This window comes from Gemmiger sp. An50, from assembly GCF_002161595.1.
Lineage (GTDB): Bacteria > Bacillota > Clostridia > Oscillospirales > Ruminococcaceae > Allofournierella.
Genome location: NZ_NFID01000007.1, coordinates 12,154 through 38,137, shown reverse-complemented (window position 1 = coordinate 38,137; position 25,984 = coordinate 12,154). Strand labels below are relative to the sequence as shown.

At 47.9% G+C, this 25,984-nt stretch carries 23 protein-coding genes and 4 pseudogenes; 16 read left to right on the top strand and 11 right to left on the bottom strand.

The window, feature by feature from the left end; genetic code table 11:
* Positions 1-170: 170 nt before the first annotated feature.
* Positions 171-2,840 (bottom strand): SNF2-related protein, encoded by a 2,670-nt coding sequence (locus B5G03_RS07885; RefSeq protein ID WP_242962349.1) that lies wholly within the window; start codon positions 2,838-2,840, stop codon positions 171-173.
* A 237-nt stretch (positions 2,841-3,077) separates the two neighbouring features.
* Here B5G03_RS07885 and B5G03_RS07880 point away from each other — a divergent pair, with 237 nt between their 5' ends.
* Both B5G03_RS07880 and B5G03_RS18175 read left to right on the top strand, forming a co-directional pair.
* Entirely contained in the window at positions 3,078-3,866 is a 789-nt protein-coding gene (locus B5G03_RS07880) for an ABC transporter ATP-binding protein (RefSeq protein ID WP_087181186.1), read from the top strand.
* A gap of 496 nt (positions 3,867-4,362) precedes the next feature.
* Positions 4,363-4,794, top strand: a pseudogene (locus B5G03_RS18175) (transposase); the annotation flags it as partial.
* Positions 4,795-4,867: 73 nt separating this feature from the next.
* Here B5G03_RS18175 and B5G03_RS07875 read toward each other — a convergent pair.
* The 4 genes from B5G03_RS07875 to B5G03_RS07860 form a co-directional block, all read right to left on the bottom strand.
* Entirely contained in the window at positions 4,868-5,680 is an 813-nt protein-coding gene (locus B5G03_RS07875) for a class I SAM-dependent methyltransferase (RefSeq protein WP_087181185.1), read from the bottom strand.
* A gap of 301 nt (positions 5,681-5,981) precedes the next feature.
* Complete coding sequence (locus B5G03_RS07870) at positions 5,982-6,497, bottom strand: hypothetical protein (RefSeq protein WP_087181184.1); 516 nt, start codon at positions 6,495-6,497, stop codon at positions 5,982-5,984.
* Between the two features lie 232 nt (positions 6,498-6,729).
* Positions 6,730-6,954 carry a peptidase M50 gene (locus B5G03_RS07865; protein ID WP_087181183.1) on the bottom strand — a complete coding sequence of 75 codons (225 nt, stop codon included), beginning with the start codon at positions 6,952-6,954 and terminating at the stop codon, positions 6,730-6,732.
* Between the two features lie 43 nt (positions 6,955-6,997).
* The gene (locus tag B5G03_RS07860; RefSeq protein ID WP_087181182.1) at positions 6,998-7,717 is read right to left on the bottom strand and encodes an L-2-amino-thiazoline-4-carboxylic acid hydrolase; all 720 of its coding nucleotides are present in this window, start codon (positions 7,715-7,717) and stop codon (positions 6,998-7,000) included.
* Between the two features lie 430 nt (positions 7,718-8,147).
* Here B5G03_RS07860 and B5G03_RS07855 point away from each other — a divergent pair, with 430 nt between their 5' ends.
* Positions 8,148-8,597 (top strand): zinc ribbon domain-containing protein, encoded by a 450-nt coding sequence (locus B5G03_RS07855; RefSeq protein WP_087181181.1) that lies wholly within the window; start codon positions 8,148-8,150, stop codon positions 8,595-8,597.
* 181 nt (positions 8,598-8,778) lie between these two features.
* On the opposite strand, the gene B5G03_RS17030 is transcribed toward B5G03_RS07855, so the two are convergent.
* The 3 genes and pseudogenes from B5G03_RS17030 to B5G03_RS07845 all read right to left on the bottom strand — a co-directional run bounded on the left by B5G03_RS17030 (position 8,779) and on the right by B5G03_RS07845 (position 10,980).
* Positions 8,779-8,958 carry a hypothetical protein gene (locus B5G03_RS17030; RefSeq protein WP_132587393.1) on the bottom strand — a complete coding sequence of 60 codons (180 nt, stop codon included), beginning with the start codon at positions 8,956-8,958 and terminating at the stop codon, positions 8,779-8,781.
* Between the two features lie 132 nt (positions 8,959-9,090).
* Positions 9,091-9,892: pseudogene (gene zupT / locus B5G03_RS07850) on the bottom strand (zinc transporter ZupT).
* A 701-nt stretch (positions 9,893-10,593) separates the two neighbouring features.
* Positions 10,594-10,980, bottom strand: a complete 387-nt coding sequence (locus tag B5G03_RS07845; protein ID WP_087181180.1) for a metal-dependent transcriptional regulator — start codon at positions 10,978-10,980, stop codon at positions 10,594-10,596.
* Positions 10,981-11,211: 231 nt separating this feature from the next.
* Between B5G03_RS07845 and B5G03_RS07840 the strand changes: the two genes are divergently transcribed.
* The 13 genes from B5G03_RS07840 to bioA all read left to right on the top strand — a co-directional run bounded on the left by B5G03_RS07840 (position 11,212) and on the right by bioA (position 23,589).
* Positions 11,212-11,424, top strand: coding sequence for a FeoA family protein (locus tag B5G03_RS07840; RefSeq protein WP_087181179.1), 213 nt, complete (start codon positions 11,212-11,214; stop codon positions 11,422-11,424).
* A gap of 115 nt (positions 11,425-11,539) precedes the next feature.
* Positions 11,540-13,543, top strand: a complete 2,004-nt coding sequence (feoB, locus tag B5G03_RS07835; RefSeq protein ID WP_087181178.1) for a ferrous iron transporter B — start codon at positions 11,540-11,542, stop codon at positions 13,541-13,543.
* Positions 13,543-13,719 (top strand): FeoB-associated Cys-rich membrane protein, encoded by a 177-nt coding sequence (locus B5G03_RS17025; protein ID WP_140401656.1) that lies wholly within the window; start codon positions 13,543-13,545, stop codon positions 13,717-13,719. The genes feoB and B5G03_RS17025 overlap by 1 nt, the downstream gene beginning before the upstream one ends.
* Positions 13,720-13,986: 267 nt before the next feature.
* Positions 13,987-14,352, top strand: a complete 366-nt coding sequence (locus B5G03_RS07830; RefSeq protein WP_058964343.1) for a metal-dependent transcriptional regulator — start codon at positions 13,987-13,989, stop codon at positions 14,350-14,352.
* Positions 14,353-14,394: 42 nt separating this feature from the next.
* Positions 14,395-15,315: a helix-turn-helix domain-containing protein gene (locus B5G03_RS07825; RefSeq protein WP_087181177.1), complete on the top strand. Its 921-nt coding sequence runs from the start codon at positions 14,395-14,397 to the stop codon at positions 15,313-15,315.
* Between the two features lie 172 nt (positions 15,316-15,487).
* Positions 15,488-15,760, top strand: coding sequence for a DUF6110 family protein (locus B5G03_RS07820; protein ID WP_058964341.1), 273 nt, complete (start codon positions 15,488-15,490; stop codon positions 15,758-15,760).
* A 69-nt stretch (positions 15,761-15,829) separates the two neighbouring features.
* Positions 15,830-17,941, top strand: coding sequence for a heavy metal translocating P-type ATPase (locus tag B5G03_RS07815; protein WP_087181176.1), 2,112 nt, complete (start codon positions 15,830-15,832; stop codon positions 17,939-17,941).
* Positions 17,942-18,048: 107 nt separating this feature from the next.
* A complete protein-coding gene (locus tag B5G03_RS07810; RefSeq protein WP_087181175.1) occupies positions 18,049-18,846 on the top strand; it encodes an alpha/beta fold hydrolase in 798 nt (265 codons plus the stop codon).
* Positions 18,847-19,156: 310 nt separating this feature from the next.
* Positions 19,157-20,125 (top strand): biotin--[acetyl-CoA-carboxylase] ligase, encoded by a 969-nt coding sequence (locus tag B5G03_RS07805; protein ID WP_087181174.1) that lies wholly within the window; start codon positions 19,157-19,159, stop codon positions 20,123-20,125.
* A 19-nt stretch (positions 20,126-20,144) separates the two neighbouring features.
* The gene (locus B5G03_RS07800; protein WP_087181173.1) at positions 20,145-20,699 is read left to right on the top strand and encodes a biotin transporter BioY; all 555 of its coding nucleotides are present in this window, start codon (positions 20,145-20,147) and stop codon (positions 20,697-20,699) included.
* Between the two features lie 10 nt (positions 20,700-20,709).
* Positions 20,710-21,678 (top strand): biotin synthase BioB, encoded by a 969-nt coding sequence (bioB, locus tag B5G03_RS07795; protein ID WP_087181172.1) that lies wholly within the window; start codon positions 20,710-20,712, stop codon positions 21,676-21,678.
* Positions 21,671-22,375, top strand: a complete 705-nt coding sequence (bioD, locus tag B5G03_RS07790) for a dethiobiotin synthase (protein ID WP_087181171.1) — start codon at positions 21,671-21,673, stop codon at positions 22,373-22,375. The genes bioB and bioD overlap by 8 nt, the downstream gene beginning before the upstream one ends.
* Positions 22,372-23,589 (top strand): adenosylmethionine--8-amino-7-oxononanoate transaminase, encoded by a 1,218-nt coding sequence (gene bioA / locus B5G03_RS07785; RefSeq protein ID WP_087181170.1) that lies wholly within the window; start codon positions 22,372-22,374, stop codon positions 23,587-23,589. The genes bioD and bioA overlap by 4 nt, the downstream gene beginning before the upstream one ends.
* Positions 23,590-23,615: 26 nt before the next feature.
* Here bioA and B5G03_RS07780 read toward each other — a convergent pair.
* The 3 genes and pseudogenes from B5G03_RS07780 to B5G03_RS17835 form a co-directional block, all read right to left on the bottom strand.
* A pseudogene (locus B5G03_RS07780) lies at positions 23,616-24,566 on the bottom strand (recombinase zinc beta ribbon domain-containing protein); the annotation flags it as partial.
* Positions 24,562-24,762, bottom strand: a pseudogene (locus tag B5G03_RS17840) (hypothetical protein); the annotation flags it as partial. The pseudogenes B5G03_RS17840 and B5G03_RS07780, both read right to left, overlap by 5 nt.
* Positions 24,711-25,169: an ABC transporter permease gene (locus B5G03_RS17835; protein ID WP_343286894.1), complete on the bottom strand. Its 459-nt coding sequence runs from the start codon at positions 25,167-25,169 to the stop codon at positions 24,711-24,713. The gene B5G03_RS17835 and the pseudogene B5G03_RS17840, both read right to left, overlap by 52 nt.
* Positions 25,170-25,984 lie beyond the last annotated feature (815 nt).

The following is a 25,984-nucleotide window of genomic DNA, read 5'->3' as shown; positions in this document are numbered from 1 at the left end:
TATCGTTTCCCAGCATCAGTACAAGACTTTTGCTATTTGTCGTTATACAACTAAGCTCTTTCTGCGGAAGTGTCACAGGCTGTTTGGAAATCCAGATTGTAAGGCAGATGCTTCCGATAGCCACAAGAAAACTGATTATATTAAAAGCAACCGAATATTTGTTGTAAAAATCAGTTATTTTCTTTCGCATTCTTATCAATCACCACCACAAATTCTCTCTGCACCCTTGCCGTCAGCTTTTCTTTGTCGGCAAAAGATTTCATTTTTTCTTCCAGCTCCATATCCAGCCGCATGGCGTCAAAGAACTGGCTCTCCTGGTGCTTCATATATTCCTGCCGAAGCTGGTTGATTTTCTTCTGTGCAGCCAGACGTTTCAGCCGGTCGCCGGTGACGGCCTCCAGCTCCGCTTGCGCCTGCTGTACCTGGCTGTCCAGGGTGTTCAGTTCTCGGCTCAATGCCGCCTTATTAGCGGACACTTGCTGCTTCATCCGCTCCATTTCCTCGGCCTGGGCAGGCGAAAGGCGCTCCAGTTGCTCCGCCATCATCTTATCACTCGGCACCAGCCGATCCAGCGGGTGGGGGCGGCTGGTTCCTTTTAACCAGTGGGGGGATCTCCGCTCATCCTCCGTGCTGCTCTCCACCGGCAAGTCAAAGATGCTGCGGCAAGCTGCATCGTCCAGGGCCTTGCCGCTATCCGTCAAACCGCACAGTACGGCGTGTTCTGTGCGGCTGGAGCCTGAAACCAGGGTGACAGTATAAAGGGCTATCTGGCACGGCTCCTGCACCGTCGGGATGGTCAGCACTCCCTCGTTGGCACACTCCAGCTCGTGGAGAATCCCACGGCCTATGATACTGGACAGGGTAATCTGTCCGGCCTTGGGTTTGAAGTCTTTTGCCATGCCGTACATCTTCTGGCTGCGATAGGGCCGGTTCCGGCTCCCCGTCCAGTAGTAGAACAGCACCGGCAGTTCCCGGTACTCCGTGGCCGTGATCGTACGGTTGGATTCGTCAATCACAAAACGGCAATCATCGTTCTTTTCATTATAACGAGTAAAAAACCATTTGGTAATCTCCCAGAGGTCGTTGTTCAGCTCCTGTCCACGGCGATTCACATACTTGGGATTGATCTTCACCTTGTCGGCCAGTTCCTTGGTGAAGGTGGTAAACAGAATATCCTCCGCTGCGGAGACGGTCTGCCGGTTATCTTCCTCGTGGGTACTCAGGGTCTGGCGGTATGCCTGCTCAATCTGCGCCCTGGGCCGCAACCGCTGGGCAATGACCGGAAAGGCTGCTTTTACATCATCTGTAAAACCGCCCAGCACGTCATCGGTAATACCAAAGACACCGTCTGTCACCAGCATCCGCTTGTTGACCAGCTCCAGCTTGCGAACATCGGCAAAGTTGTTCTTGTCGATAAAGGCCACTGACAGCACATCGTTTTCCTGACCCAGCCGGTGGCAGCGGTCGATACGCTGCTCCAGCTTTAAGGTGTTGTACAGCAAGTCGTAGTGGATGATGAAAGCAGCCTCCTCCAGATTGAAGCCCTTGGCACCGTTATCGGTAGAAATCAGCACCTCGCCATCCTCCTTGAACTGGCGGATCACGGAGTAATCGGCGCTGCCGTTGTAGGCCAGAGTGCGGTACCGGCCAGAAAGAAGATTCTGGAGCATCTTCTGGGTTTCCACGCTCTCGGTGAAGATAACCGCTTTCTGTTTGGCTCCCGTTTTCTTCATAAGGGAAAATCCCTGTTTGAGAACGGTCAGCAGCTCACCGGCCTTGGCATCCTGGGGAATGCTTTCGGCTACGGTTTGAATCTCTTGCCATTGGCTTAGTTCGTCCGCTGCGTTTTCCAGCCCCTGGAGCCGCTTGACGATACCTTTGATGGTTTGCAAAATTGCTGCCGTAGAGGAACCCAACAGGCCAAGTAACCGCAGAGCCAGGTCATATTGGTTCATTTCGGGAAAGGCTCTCTTTTCCGTCTGGTTGATGTAGGCGTACAGCAGCTCATAGAGCTGCCGCTCTGCCTTGCCGGGGGTGTACTCCACGGTCAGCAGCACACGTTCCGTCACCTTGGCGTAGTGCTTGGCCTGGGAACGGAGGGTACGGAAACAATAGCGGCTGACCTGTTCGCTGAGTTCCGAGTAGTTCTCTGGTCGGCGCAGATACCGGGCCAGAAACTCTTTTTCTCCCGGCAGCAGCGTTTCGTCGATGAACCAGATCAGACCGTATAAGTCCATGATGTTCTTTTCAATGGGAGTGCCGGTCAGCAGCAGCTTGAAAGAATTACCGGCGATCCGCTTGAGGGCCTTGGCCTGCTTGTTGTCCTCCTGGTAGACCGGGGACAGGGCGTTGGCCTCTTCAAATACCGTCAAGTCCCAGTTGACCACCTTTGCAGCCTCCTCGTTGTCGGCGGCAAAGTCGTAGGTGGTTACGACTATGGCATCCTGGATAAAGGCGTTGGGATGGTCGGGGGCGCTGTGGGCCTGCCATTCTTTGCGGCTGGTCAAAACCACATAGGGAACGGTATAGAATCGATCCAGCATTTCCGTCCACTGGTGCAGCAGGTCGGCATTGGGAATGACCAGCAGAATCCGGCTGCATCCCTCCAGCCACTTTTGATTGATGACCAGCATGGCCTCGTGGCTCTTGCCCATACCGGCTTCATCGCACAGGACAGCACCTTTCTGATAGGGGGAACGCAGGGCAAAGCTGGCCGCTGCAATTTGGAACGGATAGATTTCAATGTCCGATGATGCAAAGACCGGAATAAACTGTTCTGCTTCCGGCAGTTGTTCCAAAAGCCGGGCCTTGTAATAGGCATGAAACGGTGTTTGCGGCATGGCAATTCCCCCCTTTTTCTTTTATTTACACTCCTTTTTATTATGGCAGATATTGACGAAAAACGCAACGACGATTGATTCCTTTATTTAAGGGGAAAATGTCATTTCCAAAATAAAGACCACAGTCAGTGCCGGACTGATTGTGGTCAAAAAGCATTATAAAAATGTGATATTGTTTATGCCTTAATTCGTTGCTGAATGGTAAAACACCCTTGACAAATCTCTTTCCATACATTGATGGTCGAACATTTGGATGTCGGATATTCCGATAAAACGATTATTTCCAATGTAAGCCTGGCCATTCCTCAAAATAAAATCAGCGTCATTCTTGGCGCAAACGGGTGTGGAAAGTCAACTCTTCTGAAAACTATTTCCAGACTTTTAATGCCTCAAAAAGGGCAAATTATATTGGACGGGAAATCCATATCAAAAATTCCACCCAGACAATTGGCAAAAACGCTGGGGCTTTTGCCGCAATCACCAATAGTCCCGGAAGGTATTCAGGTGATGGACCTTATATGTCGGGGGCGTTTCCCATATCGCCAGTTTTTAAAAAGTATGACAAAAGAAGACTTTGATTCTGTGAACGAAGCAATGGAAATTATGGGAATCACAGACCTCGCAGATAGAGCCGTAGACGAATTATCCGGCGGTCAACGGCAACGGGTGTGGATTGCATTGTCATTGGCTCAACAAACGGATATCTTGTTGCTGGATGAACCAACCACTTTTCTGGATATCGCCTATCAGGTCGAAATTCTGGATATGCTAACCGATCTTAATCGAAGGCATCAAACCACCATTGTCATGGTATTACATGATATCAATTTGTCGGCACGCTATGCAGACCATTTGTTTGCCATGAAAAATGGTCAACTTATAGCTCATGGCATTCCATCTGAAATCATTACCTCTAAGTTGATGAAAAATGTATACGGTTTGGATTGCGAAGTAATCAGTGATCCTGTATCTCATGCGCCAATGATTCTTCCAAAAGGAAGACATCATGTGTTCTCTGACAACTGATTACGGAAATGACTAGGCGTAATACCACGCCAGATTTAAATATATTTGCAAACGCGGCCGAGCTTTTGCGAGCCAATTTCAACAACAATCTCGATAATCGTATAATCTGTGTTGCAGAATAATCTGGTAGAAATGAAGGAGTTTGCATCCCTTGTGATTCTATCACGCACCTTAATTGATCTTCTCGGTATCGTTCTGCGTTATCTTTGAATTTCCTATATGGATAGGTATAACGGGCGTCTTTGTCTTCGTCAGATGTAGGAAATGGAATTTCTTTACTGCTTAAAAAATATGCCAAGAATTCGTGACAAAGTGCTTTTTTTGCAGGACTGACGCCATTCTCTTTTGCTTCAAAAATCATATAAACGCTGCTCATAGAATAGGTTTCATGAGCAGCGTTTTTGTGTTCTAAATGATGATATTAGGAAAAATACCCTTAAAAAATCTCGTTCCATTGCGGTGTCGTCTCACTTTATGCTAATGGATACGGTAAAGTGAGACCACAATCATTGAGCGGTATCGCCGTCGTGAAAGCAGCGTTCAAGAAGTTCTCATTGCAATGTATCTGGCAGGAGTATCTGTGCGGCATGTGGAGAGATATTACCGAGGCCCTATGGACAAGCGAAGTATCGCTTAGACTATCAGCAAACTGAACAAAAAAGTGTACGTCTATGTTGAGGAACGAGAGGAACCATACTCTGCAAAGCGGACGTTGTCCGCATGTCTATATGTATGGAATCTACCTGGGCCGCAACTGGGGCGGAGAGTTTGAAAATGTAGGCATGGAGGTAAACTAGGATGGCTATCGCGAGATTCTTGCGCAGCCGAGAAGGAGAGAGATGACAAGGACGGCTGGATCCGATTTCTTCCAATGGTGCGTGGCCGAGGTCTAAATGAAGTCAAACTGGTAGTTGAAGACAAGTACCTTTATGCTAATAGGCAATACAAATATATCTGCCGGATATTTTTGACGAAATTCTGTGATATTCATTGTTGCTTTCTCACTTTAACAAATTCAGCTGTATCATTTTCACCATGCGCAAAGCATCAGAAACTGTCATGCTGATTTTTGTAGACAATTTCAGACCATTCCTGGGGATGTGGTAATAGTATGGTTCCTCCGCAAGAACCTTGACTTTACCGCCGATTTTTTTAGTCAGCTCCGTTGCCGAATCTACATAGAAAAACATCTGCGCATCGGCATGGCCCAATTGCTTCATGTATTTTTTTCGCATCATAGCCATGCCACTTTTGTTTACAGTATCAAAAACAAGCGTTATCTCTCCATATTGCTGTAGTGTTTGCAACAGGCCTACAACCTTGGCCTCCTCAAAATAATGGAACAGTCCCCCGGCGGTGACCAGAATCGGCGCATTTGGTACATCGGTGCGAACTTGTCTGATCCAGTTCTCTGCAAAGGCGTCTCCGGCGAGGTAAGTTTCCCTCTCCGGCTCCGGAAGCAGCTTCCGTCGATACTCCATCACATGAGGCAGATCCACAGCATACCAATGTGTATGCCCGTTGTCACAGCGATAATAAGCTGTCTCCAGCCCGCAGCCGAGTTGGACGATTACGCCGTCCGGACTGTGTTCCAGAAAGGCCTGAACGGTTCGATCCATATTGTAGGATCGGACGGCGGAGGCCAGCAGGGTATACTGGCTCTGGCCGCCCTTTCCAAGCAGGTCGGTCGGAAGCTTATTTTTCAGTTCCAGCGCCTTTTGATCGTACAAAACATTTGGACAGTGCTCACTGGCATAGATTCTGCCCAGCATGGGGACAAACAGCGTGTCTTCTACAACACCTAACTTGGACATGGTTATCCTCCTGTTTAAGTCTTGATGAATTCTGTAATCAATTTGAATAATCATCCGTCCGCGCCAAGTGCCCGCCGGCTAGGTCTGTCATCGCCGTGAGCTGGGCGACAGATCAACCAGATCACGCTTTGTAAGCCGGAGAGAAGGTGGCACCGCTCTTGCCTGTAAAAGTTACTGTGGAGAAGAGGCGGTGAGTGTTGCAAGCGTCATAAAGAATCTCCTCGCAGAAAAGATAAAATGTGATTTCCTGGATTAGATATAGCGCCGGGCGGGTGGCTACAATCTTCTGCACCTCATAAGTTCACCAAAATATATTGAGAAGCAGCCCTAGTCCCGCTTGAGCTACTGCCAGGATGGGACACATCAAAAACGGCCATTGGAGAAGGTGCTCCGGCAGAGCGTAGTTCTTCATCCAGTTTTTGAACGTATAATCAGGATGTCCCTCGGTGCCGGGGATGACGAACCGGTTTTTTGCCTTCTTTTGAATCAGCCAGAAATCCAGGAAGAACAAATCACAGAAATTGACCATCATCCACTGGATATACCCAGTCAGGGTCAGACACCAGAATCGTGTTGTCCCGCCATCCAAAGCACTGATCGCACCAAAAAGAAGAAGGGGCAGAAGTTCTCCGAAACAGATCCAAAGCCAGTAAGAACATTTTTCTGTCGAGGTAGGCGGCTCTTTCGCTGCCTTGATGATGGCGGGGGGATAACAAGGGAACATCAGCCTGGGACAATACAGCGCTGCCAACCCGGCGAACAGGTTAAAGTAAGCTGCCATGGCGAGCCCATCTAAAAAAGTGCGCATCCAGTTCATATGCATCCCCTTTCATCTACAAGGGAGTTGTTTAACTAGTTGTTGCTAACCATTTGTGCGTTAAGCACCATGTCTTATCTCGCCGCCCAAGTGTAGCTTATTAATCCGATAGCAAGCTCAGAAGAGCAGGGGAGAACTGGAATCATAACCCTCACAAGAAGAAGCGACATGTTTATGTCCATTGGTTCTACTGTTTTACCGCACAACTCAGTTTCCGATATGCGAAGACCAGTTAATCTGTTATATTGTCTGTCAGGATAAAAAACAATCCGCAAACGAACAGTACAAGAAACAAAATTGCAGGAAGGGATAACCCGTTTTCAAAAATACTTATGATCATTCTTCCCGGTGGTGTTACCCATGCGTTTGCTGGGCTTTGCATCGCAACCATCATCGTTCCAGTAATTCCAATCGTACCACTCAGTGTCAAAAATCCGCCTTTAATCACTCTTTTCATAATGGTTTTCTCCTTTTATGGTACTCCTAACGCGAGGAAAGAATCATTTCAGTGGATCAGATTCATCTAAAATATGCGGAGGCCACACAGCAGGAATTGCTGCGCCGCGTTTCATCTTGAAGTCGCACACGTCATCCCCGGTTGCACAGGTTTTTTCCCGGTACAGAGCAACACCAAAGGCATGGAACATTACATAGTCCAGATTGCACATGTAAGGAAGATACTCCATGTAGCCTCTCGCTTTGCAAAACTCATAGATGGGGCAAACCTGGTTGTGATAGATGACGGGGTACTCTTCTGTGGGGGTCATGGTCTGCGTTACAAAGCTTCCCGGGTTTCTCGCAGCGTTTTCCGCATTCTTTCTGTCTTTGCGATGCAATGCCTTGTTGACAAGATCAGGGCAATGGTTGAACACTCCACCAATCAGCCGGCGCAACGGTCGGGGAACTCTGTCAAAGTACCGCTCATAGAGGGTGGTGGACAGACGTCCCCAGTCTTGGATGGAAAGACCGTATCGTTTTCCCACAACACCAATGGCAATAAAGAACATACAGCCAGTTAGATTTTTCGTTCCGCTGCTTCTGTCGCCGCCGATAAAAGTAAAATGTTCCAGCATCTCCTGCTCGTAATACTCCCAAACCTCAGCGAAAATCTGGGGATAGGGCTTTCGGAAAATCTCCTCCAGTTCAGGCTTGATAAGTTTCAGATAATTGTTCATTTCCCGCTGGAGCTTATTCTTGCTTTTTTGATAATACGTGTGCATATAACTGCCTCCGTATCACTGTATCTTTCAGCGATGTTTCCGGTTGACGGTTGCCTATTGCTAACCATCTTTACTATACTGCATTCTTGCGTTGCAATCAATCGCTTTGTTGAGGTTTTGTCACCAAGAACAAGTGGGGATTTTTTCGACAGGGGCCTTTGTCATGGATGGCTGCTGTCGCTCACCACCGGATATTTTTATTATAAAACGGATGGTATCCGTTCAGTAATTTTCAATAAATTCATCGCAGTGAGTGGTTTGGGTGCGTTTTTCCAATTTCGCTGTGACCGCAACGACAGAAGTCGTCAAATCCAACTTAAAGTATACATATGTCTTGTTAGTTCGTTTGTGGGAACAGGGGTAGAGCAACGGATGGTTGCTTTGCTTTTGGTTCCTGCTGTGGTACAATCCAGGTAAGGTGGTGATTGACATGGATACAAAAGAAATTCTTCTGGAACTACGCACTAACCACGGACTCTCCCAAGAGCAGCTGGCGCAGCAGGTCCATGTGACCCGACAGGCGGTTTCCCGTTGGGAGACTGGCGAAACAGTGCCCAATACAGAAACTTTGAAGCTGCTTTCCAGGCTGTTTGATGTGTCCATTAATACGCTGTTGGGCTCGCCTCGACAGTTGGTCTGTCAATGCTGTGGCATGCCGCTGGAGGACACCAACATTAGTCGGGAGCCGGATGGTTCCTTCAATGAAACATACTGCAAGTGGTGCTATGCAGACGGAAAATTTGTTTACACAAGCCTTAACGAACTACTGAATTTCCTGGAGAGTCATATGTCCAATGAGACATGGTCACCGGACCAGGTCAGAGTCTATTTAGAAGAGCGGCTGTCGAAGTTGAGCCATTGGAAAAAGCCCGAGACATGAACATTCCTATGAGGGAAATACGATATCATTGGTGTGTAAATACAGAAGCGCAGGCATTAGGGGGACAATGTCTGCGCTTCTGTATTTGCGTTAAAGTTATTGTTTTATAGCCCTGAACACAGCAGAAAAGCAATTTGTCAGGAAAGCATTTTATTCACAGCAGTCTCCAAACGATGTAGAATCATTGGGACGCTTCGTTCGCGTTGCTTTCATGCTTATGACAACACTTTCGGCAACCGTGATTTCCATCGTGCCCACAGCGGCAGTGACCATCAGGATTAAAGGGGTCAAAATGAAACAAATCCACTTTTTCCGCAGGAACCGGAATATTGACCATGGGGATGCCTTTGTATTCAAACATAAAAACACTCCTTGCTTGTAACTCATGGTATTTTTGCTCTGAAACTAGAGTTATGCTTGAGCTTAGATAAAGGATAGCTGTTATTGGATCAAGCACATAATTTGTAAAACTGTATGCTTCACGGTAGGACTTTTACAAAAACAGTAATAGACTGATCGCCATAACGACCATGCCTGAAATAAGACCGTAGAGAGATAGATGGTGCTCGCCATATTCCCGGGCAGCCGGAAGAAGTTCATCAAAGGAAATAAACACCATGATACCTGCTACGCCGGCAAACAGGATCCCAAATACAGAGGCGCTCATAACGGGGCGCAGAACCAGTCAGCTAAGAAGAGCGCCTAAGGGCTCTGCGAGTCCTGAAAGGAAAGAATAATAAAAGGCCTTTTGCCGTGAACCTGTGGCCTGATAAATGGGAACGGACACTGCGATTCCCTCCGGAATATTATGAATTGCAATGGCTACAACAATAGGGATGGCTGTTTTTGGTTCCTGCAAAGCCGAAAAATGTGACAAGGCCTTCCGGGAAGTTGTGTATTGCGATTGCAAGCGCAGTGAAAACACCCATACGCATCAAACGCTCAGGCTGTATAGAACCCATCTCCGAGTCCTCCATGAGTCTTACTTCGTGTGGATTTTCTGTAGCTGGAATCAGTTTGTCAATTATCGCAATCACCAGCATACCGCCCCCAAAAGCTGCAACCGTTATCCCGCTGCCTAGTCGAGTGCCCATCTCGGCGATCAGAGCATCCTGTACTTTGAAAAATATCTCGATCAATGAGACGTAAATCATGACACCAGCAGAGAATCCCAGAGAAATCGACAAAAACTTGCGATTGGTGTGTCGGCTGAGAAATGCGATGTAGCTGCTGATTCCGGTACTAAGTCCAGCTAGCAGCGTAAGAAAAAGGGCGAGCAAAACGGTATGGTCCAAAGTATACCCCCTTCCCAGCTAGTTAGCAATAGCTAACCGAATTAAGTATATCACTTTGAATATAGTATGTCAACGGTTGACATTTCTAAAAACGGGATATGTTTAAATGTATTTGCGGTCTTATCTGTTCCTTTGCAAGATAAAAACAAGGTGGTCTCAGCATGAAAGACTCCGTCGGATGAAATTCACGGAGCGATTTGTTTCAAATAAAATGAGGACATATCGTGTTATCGGATTTGTCTGGATTTATTGTTGTGGTGCCAATTCTGTATTATTGCTTCGATGGAAGAAATCTTAATAAAAAGAGACTGTCTGCTAGTAAAGTGTTTTGAAATTATCGGCTTTGGATTGTGAGAGGAAAGATACGTGACGAAATATCGAGCAGTTTGTCTCCTGCAGCCAGAGAGATAGCGAATGGATGGGTTGTTGCCTGAGAGAATACAATAAAAGAAGTCGGACAGCGGTTATGCTGTCCGACTTCTTTTATTGCTTTATTCTAACGACTGGTACCGGTGAATTTTATTAAATTCATAAATCGCCCGTGATCTGCTTCAAGCATCAGACGGTTCTCGGCTGCATCCCAAATCCAGAATTCGCATTTCTATTTTATGGGCAAGTCGTGCATGAGCTTCTCGGCAGGTATCCAGATATTTGGACCCAGCATATTTTCACGTAAAAAGGGAATGAGTGACGCTCATGGGCTATTCCTTCGCCTTTTTTTCCAAAGACTGCTTCACGTGTTGCTGAATTGCAGAAAAGGATGCTGCACTGATCACATGCTCGATTCGACATGCATCTTCCGTTGCTGTTTTTTCATCTACACCTAAGCGCATCAGCATCTCAGAAAGGACGGTATGACGCGTGTACATCGTTTGCGCAATCTCCAGGCCGGCTTCCGTCAATTTGATTGCACCATCTAAATCCACCAGAACATATCCGTCTTTCTTCAGAATGGACAGAGCTCTGCTGACGCTGGGTTTAGAGTATCCCAAATGCTCCCCAACATCAATGGCGCGCACAAGGCTTTTTGTTTTTGAGAGAATATAAATCGTCTCCAGATACATTTGACCGGATTCATGAATCGCCATAGGTACCCCCCTGTCTGTGTATTGATTTAATTTTTTTATTATACCACAAACAGCTATCAAGGTTCAAATTGATTCATGTTTTTTGATTCATCGAAATTTGTTGTTGATTTCATCTTGACAACATAAGAAGGATGATGTATTATTTGGGAGACCGGTTAGAATGTGCTAACCGATTTTTATCGTACATTGGTTGCTTTATGCTAACTGATATTTTGATGACAGGTGAGAAGAATGACTTTGAAGGATGCCTTGGAAGGAAAAGAGTATTTCGTCCGGCAAATTAATACGGATGATGAGGAATTGAACGCGTTTTTATTTTCTCTTGGGTGCTATGAAGGGGAGCCGATTACAGTGATCGCCCACTTGAAAGGTGGTTGCGTTGTTTCTATCAAAGACGGGCGCTACAATATCGATAATCAACTGGCCGAGGCAATTCTAATCTGATATTGCCTCGCCCAGTCCATAGAAGGCATAGGTTGCTGCACATGTCGGTTAGCATAAGACAACCGCTGTGTGTTGTGATAAAAAACAGCAAAACAGAATAGAGGAGGAAATTACCATGCGTATTGCCTTAACCGGCAACCCGAACTCCGGCAAGACCACTATGTACAACGCTCTGACTGGGCGAAACGAGAAGGTGGGTAACTGGGCCGGCGTTACGGTAGAAAAGAAAGAGTATCCCATTAAAAAAGTATACTCCAGCGGCACGGAGGAACTGATTGCGGTGGATCTGCCTGGTGCCTATTCCATGTCTCCCTTCACTTCTGAGGAGAGCATTACCAGCTCTTATGTGCGGAACGAGCATCCGGATGTCATTATCAACATTGTGGATGCTACCAATTTGAGCCGCAGCTTGTTTTTTACCACTCAGTTGCTGGAGCTTGGCATTCCGGTTGTAGTTGCGCTGAACAAAAGCGATATCAACGCCAAGAAACAGACCAAAATCGATACTGCGACTCTTTCCGCCAAGCTGGGCTGCCCGGTATTGGAAACCGTATCTACCTCCGCAGAAGGATTGAAGGCCGTGATAGACGCTGCCGTTGCACTGAATGGAAAGGTGCAGAAAGCTCCTTACTCTCAGGGCGATATTGATTTGACTGACAAAAAAGTCGTAGAAGATGCAGATCGCAAGCGGTTCGGGTTTGTCAATCAGCTTGTGTCGCAGGTAGAGAAGCGCAAGGTGCTCACCAAGGAGAAGGGCACCAGCGATGCGATTGATGCTGTGCTGACCAACAAGTTCCTGGGAATTCCCATTTTTGCGGTTGTAATGTTCCTGGTATTCCAGATCAGCCAGACCTGGGTGGGTCCCATGATTGCCGATACATTGGTGGGTTGGATTGAGACCTTCCAGGGCTTTGTGGCGGACTCTCTGGCCGATGCCAATCCGCTGCTGACCGCTCTGCTGGCAGACGGTATCATCGGCGGCGTGGGTGCTGTGGTGGGCTTCCTGCCTCTGGTTATGATCATGTATTTCCTGATCGCTCTGCTGGAGGATTGCGGCTATATGTCCCGCGTTTCTGTGGTTCTGGACCCCATCTTCAAAAAGGTTGGCCTGTCCGGCAAGTCGGTCATTCCCTTTGTTATCGGCACGGGCTGCGCTATTCCTGGTGTCATGGCCAGTCGAACCATCCGCAACGAGCGCGAGCGTCGAGCCACTGCCATGCTGACTCCCTTCATGCCTTGTGGCGCCAAGATTCCCGTGATTGCGCTGTTTGCTGGCGCTTTCTTCGAGGATGCAGGTTGGGTGAGCTTTACCATGTACTTCACCGGTATTGTTCTGATCTTCCTGGGGGCGCTTCTCGTGAATAAGATTGCCGGTTACAAGAATCGGAAATCTTTCTTTATCATCGAGCTGCCTGAGTACAAGGTTCCTTCTCTGCTCTTTGCCTTCAAGGCCATGTGCGCCCGCGGCTGGGCTTATATTGTAAAGGCTGCCACGATCATCCTGCTGTGCAATACTGCCGTGCAGATTATGCAGACCTTCAACTGGAGCTTCCAGGTAGCAGAGACCGCTGATAGCTCTATTCTGGCTTCCATTGCCCATCCCTTTGCATACCTGCTGGTGCCCATTGTCGGTGTCCTCAGCTGGCAGCTGGCTGCCGCGGCCGTCACTGGTTTCATCGCTAAGGAGAACGTGGTTGGTACTCTGGCTGTTTGCTTTGTTGGTCTGGAGAACCTTATCGACACCGATGCTCTGGAAATGATGGAAGGTGCCGGCGCTGAGGTAGCAGGTGTTATCGCTATTACAAAGGTTGCTGCCTTGGCCTATCTGATGTTCAATCTGTACACGCCTCCCTGCTTTGCCGCCATTGGTGCCATGAATTCTGAGATGAAGAGCGCCAAGTGGCTTTGGGCTGGCATCGGTCTGCAGCTGGGTACCGGTTATACTGTGGGCTATCTCGTATACCAAATCGGTACCCTGATTACCACTGGTTCGGTGGGCGTAGGCTTTATCCCTGGTTTGGTTGCAGTGGTTGCTTTTGCTGCTGTACTGGTTTATCTGTGCACGAAGACTGAGAAGGACCTGAAGCGTGAATATGCGCTGAGTGGAGCAAATGCGTAATGATTGATTACATTTTAATCGCAATCATTTTGGTGATTGTTGCAGCAGCAGCTTTTTATGTTTACAAAGCCAAAAAAAGCGGAAAGAAATGTATTGGGTGTCCGGATGGCTGTTCGGCATGCAATGCAAAAAAGAATGGTTCCCATTGCAGCTGCGGCGAGCATAAACATAAGTAATACAGGACAAAAAGCTGCGGTTCTCCAATAGGGGGAGCCGCAGCTTTTCTTAGAAAGATCACAACAAGAACCCGAAGAGAAAACATATCTGTATCTTAATATAAAAGACTAGCTTTCGCTTTGACAGTCATATGGAGAAATGATACCATGGCAATGGTTAGCCAATACTAACTATTGCTTTTACCTTGATGTTAGTTTGAACTAACCGCGTGGGCTTCTGATGAATCCTGCGGCTATAAATTAAAGAGCAGAAGGACGGGAGGTTTTGTGAAAAGCAAACGTGCCACAGAAGACTATGTAAAAACTATTTACCAGCTGTCACAAAAGGGAAAGGTTCGTTGTTGTCAGATAGCTAAATGTTTGTCTGTGTCCCGGCCTACGGCATTGATGTCGATTAGAATTCTTTCGGAAGAGGGGCTGGTATATCAGGATGACCTCAAAAATATTTATCTGACCGAGAAGGGGATAAAATTGGCGCAAAAAGTGGAGGCCAAGCATCGAGTACTATATGAGTTGTTGGTTATGGTTGGAGTTGATGAAGAAATCGCTTCCAGAGATGCATGCAAAATGGAACATGGGCTTGGAGAAGAGAGTTTTTTGGCTTTGCAATCGCTGGTCAGAGATCCTGATTAAGTGACTGAGTGTTTTGCACTTATTTGGAAATGAGGACGGGGTATGTTAATTGAATGTCTGAAGAAGGATATACAGGCAAGTGCAGTCCGGCTCGATGATATACCAGGGATTTACATCTGTCGGTTTAAAGGGGCGGGAGTATCCGATAAAATTGTACTCCCTTTTCCTATGGAGAAAACTCCAAGGCTTGTTGAAGCTCTCTTTTGCACTGAAGGCGAAATCATCATACAGCGTGCGAACGATATTCCGTACAGGGCGGTAAAAGGAAATGTTCTGCTTTTGACTAATATGACAGAGTATACTTCGATCAATATCAGCAAAAACATGCAAGGAATTCTGGTAGCAATCGATAACTGCCGAATTAGCAAACAATTTTTTTCTCTCTGCGATATTTTAAAATTAGACCTGGAACAATTAAAATCTGAAATGAGGGAGTGGCCTGAGAGTATAATAATCGTTAACAATAGCTGGACACAGTCACTGTTTGAGCTTTTGAATTTAATGCCTGAGGAAGCGGCCGGAAAGTATTGCTTTTTAAAATCTTTGGAACTTCTGTATGTTATGTCTGCAAGGAGTTGCGGAGAAAGCAGTAATGATCGGGCTGAAGAAAGTAGATGTATGTGCCGAATTGTATTGGATGCCAAACGATATATGGAGGAGCACTTATCTGAGAAGATTACCATAATTCAATTAAGCAGAATACTTTCTGTTTCGCCTACCTATTTGAAAGCGGAATTTCGTCGCATACATGGAATGTCTATTCACCGCTGGCTGATAGAATTACGTATGCAAAGAGCCGAAGAATTGATTTGCTGTACGGATCAGCCTATTTACCAAATTGCACAGGAAGTCGGATACGAGGGGATGAGTCAATTCAGTGCGGCTTTTAAAAAACATTATGGTGTTACGCCGGGACAATTTAAAAAAATGTCAAAAACCATAACAAGGTGTCTGTTTCAATAATGACAGGTAGAAAAGGTCCATGTATAATAATTGGACATTCAATACTCATTTTGATGCAAAAGGAGTGATCGCGGTGAAACAACATCGTTTCTGGGCCTGGGGTGCAGTAATCTGCATGATCATGGTCATGGTCACGGGCTATAAGCGGAAATAATAGAAAGGAAGAATTAAAATGGGGATGTATTCTAAACTGGCTTGCTTTGTGGGCGGTGCTCTGTTTGGCTCTTTTGGAGTCAAACTTCTGGCAAGCAAAGATGCAAAAAACGTATATGTGCATGCAACTGCTGCAGGATTGCGCATGAAAGATTCCGTAATGGAAACGGTTACTAATGTGCAGGAGAATGCAGCCGACATTCTTGCCTCTGCCAAAGATCTCAATGAAGAACGCGCCGCTAAGGAAGCTGAAGAGAATGCAGCAGCCAAAGTGGAAGACGTGGAAGCCTGACATCAGCAGAGGGAGCCGCCCCACGCGGCTCCCTTTTTTCATGAAGGAGGATAACAAGGAGGATAACTCATGAATGCAACAATCTTGCACGAGAGTCGTGGTCGAATCCGTGTCAGACTGCAGCAAAGGCGAATGACTCTGGAACAGGCAGATCAGTTGGAAGCCTGGCTGCAGAGTAGGGGCTGGGCAAAGAGGATCACTGTCCATGAACGCACCTGCTCTGTAATTGCGTATTATAGTGGAGACAGGCAGACGGTTTTGGACGATATTCGTCGTTTTTCCTGGGAAGATGCAGAAAAAAATGTGAGTTTGCCAGTTCACAGCAGTCGAGCCTTGAACCGGGAATTTGAAGAAAAATTAGTGGGCAAAATTGTGTTGAAGGCAGCATGCACGCTGTTTTTGCCGTCCCCATTACGAATTGCTCGAATTCTCTGGCATATGGTTCCCTTTGTGCGGCGCGGTTTGCACTGCCTATTACGGCGGCGAATTAAAGTGGATTTATTGGATGCTCTGTCGATTTCGATTTCTGCTTTCCGAGGAGATTTTGGAACCGCCGGAGCGGTGATGTTCCTGCTTGAAGTGGGAGAGCTGCTCGAGGAATGGACCCGAAAAAAATCCATGGAGGATCTGGCCCGGTGTATGTCACTCAACGTTGATCGGGTTTGGCTTCGTACTGTGCAGGGGGAAGTACTGGTTCCCGTGTCTCAGGTACAGCCGGGAGATGCAATCGTTGTGCGCGCAGGCAGCGTTATCCCTATGGATGGTATTGTTCTGGAAGGAGAAGCAACTGTTAATCAGGCTTCGCTTACCGGGGAGTCCATACCGGTTGCCAAACGAGCCGAGAGTGCTGTTTATGCGGGTACCGTGGTGGAGGAAGGCGAATGCGTTCTGGAAGTAAAACAAGCATCCGGACAAAGTCGCTACGATCAGATTGTACATATGATTGAACAATCCGAGCACATGAAATCGGCAGCTGAAAGTAAGGCGGCTCATCTGGCGGATAAGTTGGTTCCTTACACTTTTTTCGGTAGCCTGTTGAGTTTTGCCTTAACGCGCAATGTAGCGCGTGCTTTGTCGGTTTTGATGGTGGACTTTTCCTGTGCGCTAAAGCTGGCAATGCCTTTGGCGGTTCTCTCTGCTATGCGAGAGGCTGGCAAAGCTCATGTTACAGTTAAGGGAGGAAAATTCCTGGAGGCGGTTGCAGCAGCAGATACTATCATTTTTGATAAAACTGGCACGCTCACTCATGCTTGTCCCCGGGTAGCGAAGGTTATTCCCTTTGGAGGGAATAACGAAAATGAAATGCTTCGTCTTGCTGCCTGTCTGGAAGAGCATTTTCCGCATTCCATGGCGAACGCGGTAGTGGAAGAAGCAAAACGACAGGGTCTGACCCATGAGGAATTTCATTCGAAAGTAGAATATCTGGTGGCTCATGGTATTGTGAGTACGGTGGATAGTAAGCGTGTATTGATTGGCAGTGCGCATTTTGTTTTTGAAGATGAGGGATGCAAAATTCCGGAAGGGGAGCAGGAACGATTTGCGATACTTCCGGAAGAATACTCTCATCTGTTCCTGGCGGTAGGAGGGCAACTGGCGGCTGTACTATGTATCTCGGATCCCCTGCGAGAAGAGGCTGCCGATGTACTCCGTGTACTGCGAAATATGGGTGTTAAGCAAACGGTGATGCTTACGGGCGATAGCCAGCGTACAGCGGCTGCAATAGCAGCTCAGTTAGGTGTGGACGAGTTCAGAGCAGAGGTATTGCCTGCAGATAAGGCTGAGTTTGTCGCACGCTTGCGCAAAGAAGGACATACGGTTTTAATGGTAGGGGATGGAATCAATGATTCTCCCGCGCTTTCTGAGGCGGATGCAGGAATTGCCATCAGCGATGGTGCGGCATTAGCCCGAGAAATTGCAGATATTACCATCGCTGCTGATAGTCTTTGGGAGCTGGTAGAGCTGCGTCATGTTGCGATGGAGCTGATGCGGCGGATACATTCTAACTATCGTTTTGTGATTGGATTTAATGGCGCACTTATTGCATTGGGGGTAATGGGCATTTTGCCGCCAGCGACTTCCGCTACGTTACATAATTTGTCCACATTGGGTGTAAGTTTGAGAAGCATGAGTCCATTGCCGAAAGTACAGAAAAATGTGGATACAATCATAAGTGGCGGTTAATATGAAGGCTGTGGACACAGGCGATATCTGCGATATCAAACCATTCGACAGGCTTTCGCGTGTATGATATAGTAAGAGCAGAACAACGCTGAAGGTGTGGTGACAAAATGAGCGTAACAGAGATAAAACTCACTTTGGACGATACATATATGAATGTGATTCATTTTGGCAGCGGAAGTGAAACGGTAATTATCATATCGGGAGTCAGTCTGACTGGCCTGGAGGGTCAGGGGGAAGCAGTAGCCGAGGCATATCAGCTGTTTTCGGCGCAATATTCTGTCTACCTGTTCGAGCGCAAGAAGACCCTGAAGGAGGGGTATCACGTTGAAGATATGGCAGAGGATGTTTCCCGGGCAATGGAGCTGCTCCATTTGGATTCTGCATATGTTTACGGCGTTTCACAGGGAGGGATGATCGCGCAGGTCCTTGCGATCAGACATCCTGAAAAGGTGAAGAAGCTGGTGCTGTGTTCTACCATGAGCAGACCCACAAAAACCATGGAAAGGGTAGCGAAAACCTGGCTGGAGCTGGCTGGTAAGCAGGATGTGGTGGCACTGAATCGAAACTTTTTTCAGGTTGTGTACTCCACGTCTTTTCTGGAAAGTGTAAAAAGTCTTCTCCCTTCACTGGAAAAGGCCGGAAGTGCGGAGGATTGCGCCCGTTTCTGCATTCTGGTGAAGGCTCTTTTGCATTTTGATGTGTACGAACAATTGGGGCAAATCAAATGTCCTGTACTGGTGCTTGGAGATAAAAAAGACCGGACAATAGGAGTAGAGGGCTCTTACGAAATCATGGAAAAGTTGGGCTGTCCCGGTCATATATACGACCAATACAGCCATGCTGTATATGATGAAGCCTCTGATATAAAGGGGAAAATCGTCGCTTTTTTAAGTGACTCTTTTTGAAAATATCCAACGAAGGGGAAGCAAATGATCCGGGAGCGTTTCGGAAAAGGCGTGAACCCCATAAAGAACTGATTTGATCGTTGCAGGGCAGCATGGCCGAAAGGTGATGCCGCCCTGCTTTTTTGTAATCCTGTATGCGTCTATTCCATAGAAACATCGGTGAACCAATTGAATATTAGAATTGTAAACCTATATATTTTAACTGGTTGACGAATATGGAGAGGAGATGGTATACTAGGTATTGTTTTTAGAAAGGGGAAATGAGAACCGCCATCCATTTCGAGATGGAGCTTCTCATACGTGGAATAAAATGACGACCAAAGAAAAGCTGCTGGAATTATTCGAATCCAGCAGAGATGTCTATTTATCCGGCGAGGGTATTGCTCAGAAGCTCTCCGTCTCCCGAGCTGCTGTCTGGAAAGCGGTCAAAGCTCTGCAAAACGAGGGTTATCCGATCGATGCCGTAACAAAGAAGGGCTATTGTCTTTCCAATCAAACAGATATCCTGTCGGCACAGGGCATCCGTAAATATCTGCGTTCTGAGATTCAAAATAATGAAATCTGCGTGATGGATGTGGCGGAGTCCACCAATGCTTCTGTGCGGGATAAGGCCAATATGGGCAAACCGGAAGGCTATATGATCCTTGCCAATGAGCAGACCGCAGGTCGTGGCAGACTGGGGCGAAGCTTCTTTTCTCCCAAGGATACCGGTATATATATGAGTTTGCTTCTGCGTCCGGGAAACTACTCATCCAAACAGGCTGCCCGAATCACCACGATGGCTGCGGTTGCAATCTGCGAAGCGATCGAAGAGGTATCTGAGGAAAAAGCAGAGATCAAATGGGTGAATGATGTTTTTGTCCGTGGTAAAAAGGTTTGCGGCATTCTGACAGAGGGAGCCTTCAATCTGGAAAGCGGGTTGCTGGATTATGCTGTGCTTGGGGTTGGAATCAATGTTTATCAGCCGCAGGGTGGCTTCCCGGATGAGTTGTCTCCCATTGCCGGAGCTGTTTTTCAGGAAAAACAGAACGACGCAAAAAACAGACTTGTTTCCACCTTTCTGAACCGGTTTTACGGTTACTACCATGCGGGCGATTCAACAGATTATGTGGAAGAATACCGGAAGCGAAGCTTTGTGATCGGCAAACAGGTTACTTTAACGGCATTCAATGAATCCAAAAACGCCGTTGTTGTTGGTATAGACGAGGAATGCCGTTTGCTTGTGAAATATCCGGATGGCACACAAGAGTGTTTTTCGTCCGGTGAAATCAGTGTTTGAGTTTAAAACAGGAGGCTATATGCGCAAAAACAAGACAAAAGAGTTGGTGCTGTGCGCCCTTTTCGTTGCTTTGATCGCCGTGGGTGCGTTTATCAAGATTCCGGTCCCGGTGGTTCCGTTTACGCTGCAGCTGCTGTTTACAATGCTGGCGGGACTTCTGCTTGGTGGAAAGCTTGGAGCCTTATCCGTCTGTGCATACATTTTTATGGGGCTTATCGGTCTTCCGGTGTTTGCGGAAGGCGGCGGATTTGCCTATATCCTGAAACCGAGCTTTGGTCATATTATCGGCTTTGCAGTCGCATCCTATGTAACAGGCGTCATTGCCAACCAGGTTTCAAATCCGGGCTACAAACGTTTGCTGGCAGCAAACTTCGCAGGTCTGGGCATCGTTTACCTGTTCGGAATGGTGTATTATTACCTTATGAGTAATTTCTACCTGGGTACGCCGATCGGCCTGTGGCCGTTGTTTCTGTATTGTTTCCTTCTTGCAGTGCCGGGGGACATTGTGCTCTGTATTCTCGGAGTGTTTCTTGGAAAACGAATGATTCCAATCATCAAAAGCAACAGAGCGTGAGGGGACGAAAATGAATCTGAATGAACTGACAGCTGAAGTTTTAAGCGGAAAGCAAATTACAAAAGAAGAAGCGCTGTTTTTATATCAGCAGCCTCTCGCTGAGTTGTGCGAAAATGCCGATCAGATCCGCCGGCATTTTTGCGCCAATCAATTTGACATCTGCACGATTGTCAATGCCAAAAGCGGAAACTGTTCCGAAAACTGCAAATTCTGTGCGCAGTCCGCTCGCAACCATACCGGTGCGGCCACCTATCCGCTGCTTGCGAAGGAAGAGATCGTGGCACAGGCAAAGTGCAACCATGATCAGGGGGTTCTCCGCTATTCCATTGTTACTTCCGGCCGGCATCTTTCGGACAGGGAAGTGGAGGAAATGTGCGAGGCTGTCCGGGAGATCAAAGAAAAGGTAGGGATCTCGGTCTGTGTTTCCTTTGGCCTGCTGAAGGAAGAACAGTTTCGGAAGCTGAAAGAAGCCGGTGTAACAAGAGTACATAATAACCTTGAAACCTCCCGCAGAAATTTTCCGAACATTTGCACGACGCATACATTTGACGATAAAGTGCAGGCGATTCGGGCGGCACAGGCGGCAGGACTTTCTGTGTGCAGCGGCGGCATTATGGGGCTTGGTGAAACGGTGGAGGACCGGATCGACATGGCGTTCAGTCTGCGAGAGCTGGGAATTCGCAGTGTGCCTGTGAATATGCTGAACCCGATCCCCGGAACGCCGTTTGAAAACAACCGTAAGTTGACGGAGGACGATATGCGCAGGATCGTTGCCGTTTATCGGTTTATCCTTCCAAAGGCTTCGATTCGCCTTGCGGGCGGAAGAGGATTGCTGCCGGACAAGGGAAAAAGCTGTTTTACCTCAGGGGCAAATGCGGCGATTTCCGGCGATATGCTGACAACTGCGGGAATCACGACCAAAACCGATATGGCGTTGCTGAACGAACTGGGATATGAGGTGAAGATCTGCAATGAGTAAGAGTCTGTTTATCACCGGAACGGGAACAGATGTGGGCAAAACCTATGTGACGGGACTGATTGTTAAAAAGCTTCGTGAGGGCGGTCGATCCGCAGCTTACCACAAGGCGGCAATGAGCGGCAACGAGCGTCGGCCGGACGGCAGCCTGATCCCCGGCGACGCCCTGCAAGTGAAAACAATGTCCGGGATCGAACAGCCGCTGGAAGAGATGTGTCCGTATGTTTATGAAACAGCGGTTTCTCCTCATCTGGCAGCAAAATTTGAGGGGAATCCCGTTGAAATGGACTGCATTCTGGACCGTTTTGACCATGTGTGCCGCAGCTATGATTACATCACGGCGGAAGGCTCGGGCGGAATTCTCTGCCCGCTTCGGTTTGACGAGCAGAAAATTCAGCTGGAGGATTTCATCAAAGCCCGCAGCCTGGCCTGCCTGATGATTGCCGATGCAGGCCTCGGCACCATCAATGCAGTTGTGCTGACCGCTGAATACATGAAAGCCCGTGCAATGCCGGTGAAGGGCATTATCTTCAATCATTACGAGCCGGGAAATCCGTTGCATGAGGACAATCGGCGTATGTGCGAAACAATGACAGGATTGAAGGTGGTAGCCTGTGTCAAAGAGGGTGACACGGAGCTGGATATCCCGCTTGAATTGCTGGAGGAACTCTACGAAGAGAATGGAGGCACCGAGAAGTGATCTGGTTTCCATACGAACAGATGAAAACAATGAAGGCTCCTTATAAAATCATCGATGCGGAAGGTGTTTATCTGTATACCGAAGATCAGAAGCTGATCGATTCCGTGTCGTCCTGGTGGAGCGTGATTCACGGATATAAACACCCGGAACTCAATCAGGCCATTGAAACACAGCTGAAAAAATTCGCTCATGTCATGCTGGGCGGATTGACACATGAATCTGCCCGCAAGCTGTCGGATAAACTCCAAAGCTGGCTGCCGGGGGATTTGGACTACTGCTTTTTCTCGGATTCCGGCAGTGTTGCGGTAGAGGTCGCACTTAAAATGGCGCTGCAATATTACATGAATCGGGAAGAGATGCAGCGCACCATGGTGCTGGCATTGGAGCACGCCTATCATGGCGACACATTCAAAACCATGGAAGTAGGCGATGATGAGGATTACCATTTTGTTTTAAAAGCATATGGTGAAAGCAAAAACGTTGTTCACATTCCCACCGAAATCGCGGCACTGGAGCAGGCATTTGCAGAGTATCACGACCGGCTGAACTGCTTTATCGTTGAACCCCTGCTGCAAGGGGCAGGCGGTATGAGGATGTACGATGTTTCCTTCCTGAAACGGGCAAGAGAGCTTTGTGATCAGTATGATGTGCTGCTTGTTTTCGATGAGGTCGCAACCGGCTTCGGACGCACCGGCAATCGTTTCGTTACCGACTTGGTTTTGCCGGATATTCTCGTGCTCGGTAAGGCTTTGACCGGTGGATACATCGGCCATGCTGTCACCGTTGCAAACCGAAAAGTGTACGAAGGCTTTTTTGATGATGCCCCCTCGCATGCATTGATGCACGGGCCTACCTTTATGAGCAATGCGCTGGCGTGCAGTGCGGCCTTGAAGTCGATTGAAATCTTTGAATCGCAGGATTATATGGGCAAGATCCGAAAAATCGAAGAAATCACCCGGCGGGAAATGGAAGGCTTTTCCGATCCACGCATTAAGGAGATTCGGATGATGGGTGCCTGCGTGTGCATTGAGGTCTATGATCCCGGTACGATCAAGGGGTACCAGAAATTCGCGTATGACCGGGGAGTGTTCAGCCGCCCGTTCCTGAATTATCTGTATGCGATGGTTCCCTATGTGATTCAGGAAGAGGAACTGGTAAAGGTCCTGAACACAATGAAGCATCGGTGTACAAGGGGTACAAACGAGATAAAATAGAAATGAGGGGCGATAGAGCGGAAATGTCAGATTTTCCACTCTATCTGAACACGGTCGCTGGTGGCCTTGATTGTAGAAATCAAGCCATCGGCGGCTTTTCTTTTGTCGTCAAAATCTATGTTCTCCCAGTTGTCGAGATAATAGGACAGTTTCTTTATCTGCTGGGGCGATATGGTTTCGACGCTCAAATCGGCTATTGCTTTTGAAATGGTCTGCCGGCGGGTGTCCAGTTCTTCGATTTTCTTGTTGGCGTAGGCAAGCAAGGTCGCATTGGCTCCGGTCAGCGTGTCCAGCAGCTTTTCAATTTCTGCCTCCACCTGTGCCAGCTCTACTTGATAAGCTGTCAGCTTCGGATTGACCTTTTCCTCTTGGCCGTGAAGTATCTGAAAATCTTTGAACTTCTCCTGCATGGCCGAGAAAATGAATTGCTCAAATTCTTCTTTGCGGATTTTCCCGCAGCCCGGACAGCCTTTGTTTTCCGTCCGTTTGGTGCAGCGGAAATAGCCTGTGCTGTTTGGTACATGGGTGGCTTTCAGCGCATACCCACAATGCCCGCATTTGATTTTTCCGGCCAGCCAAGTGTTTTTCGGTTTCCGCCCTTGCTGGAAGGTGGTATTTGCCATGAGCTTTTTCCGGCATTTCAGCCATGTGTCCGAGGGGATCAATGCTTCATGGGGAGCGATAACAAGTATCTGGTCTTTTAGGCACCTGTCCTTGTCCTCCTTCACATCCCGCCCCTGATAGAGATAGCAGCCGTTTGTTCCGGCAAAATCGGAAGCGTCATTGACAATCGCTGCGCCCTGGCTCTTGAAAAACTCGTACAGTTCCAAGTCGGCCTGTGCGTAAACAGGGTTCCGTAAAAGCTGGGAAAGGAAACTCCGAACCATTGACTTTTCGTAAATCTTGATACCCTGTTCCTCAAAGTAGCGGGTAATGTCTCCGAAAGAGGTTTCCGGCTCGGCGTACATCTCAAACATAGGAAAGCTGGTGGGGGCTGATACCGAGCTGCTTCGCCAAAATCTGGCGGTCGCCCTGTGCCTGGGAGAGCAGAACAAGGAAATCCGAGTTTTCAAAGATGTTCTCGATCTCCGGGCTGGCAAGGAAGTCCTTCACATTCTGCGTTAAGGCACTGGGTACGCAGCCTTTCTTACGGAGCATTTTCCAGATGGATACACAATCGTCTCCCGGCTCAGAAGCTGGTACATTCTTTTCGGTGTGAAGTAGCAGACCGCCAGTACCGCAAGAGCGATAACAGCCGCAGGAACGACGGGATAGGTAAAGATGGCAAAATCCACCTGTTGCTGAAACAGGCCGAAGATGCCGCACGCGATCAGATTGCCAAAAGAGAAGACAAGGCCAAGTGTTATAACTGTATAACAGAGCCCTTCGCCGATCAGCATTGCGCGAATCTGTCTGCGCTCCATCCCGATGGATTCCAGTATGGCCAATTCGCGTTTGCGGGCTACCACACTTACCGACATGATATTCACAAAATTGAGAATACCAATCAGAGCGACCACGAGAGAGATGCTGCCGCCGAGACTCAGGATAGCTGTTTTGGCGCGATTGAGCTCAGCCATGGCTTCCGCTCTGGATGTGAGGGAGATGGCGGAATTCTCCTCGGTGAGCTGCTGCAGTGCAGTCAGAACCATCTGTTCATATCCGCTGGAGACATTCAGTTCAAGCTGCAGGGCTGCCGGGTCACCAAACCATTTCTGCATTGCTGTATTCGATACGACGATTGTAGGAGCAAGGCTGGCACCAACTCCCTTGTAATCGAAGGGCACAAAGCCGCCAAGAGAAAGTGTGATTTCCGAACGGTCTGACAGCGAGCTTCCTTCCCGAGAACAGGGGAAGATCGTGAGATGCTGGATGCGGGAGAATACCTCCGGCTGGTCTGTGGCGATCAGTGCAATTTCTCCGCGTTCAAAAGCTTCCCGGTCGATTGGTTCTCCGAGCGTATTCTGGTACGCTTCCAGCGTTTCGCCGTCAACGCCGAGAATGAATCCGTTGAAGTTATTCGCGAGTTCCTGCTCGGATAATCCGGCGACCTGTTCCTGTAAGGGATGGTTGGCAATATATTCCTTGAACGAGGAAGAATATTCCAGTGTTGCCTCTTCCCAGGTCGTCAGATGGAGATCCTCCACGCCGGGAATGGCGCGTATCTGATCCCGCAGCGACGCGCTGATTGTTTGTGCCGGCCATGCGCGGTTTTTCAGTACAAAATCACTTTCAAAGGTGGAATCGATGTAGTTTGATACGTTGCTTCCTGATCGTAAAAATTAAACCATTCGACAGGCTTTCGCGTGTGTGATATAGTAAGAGCAGTATAAGATTGAAAGTGCGGTGGTAAAATGGGTGCAACAGAGATAAAACTTCCTTTGGACGATACGTA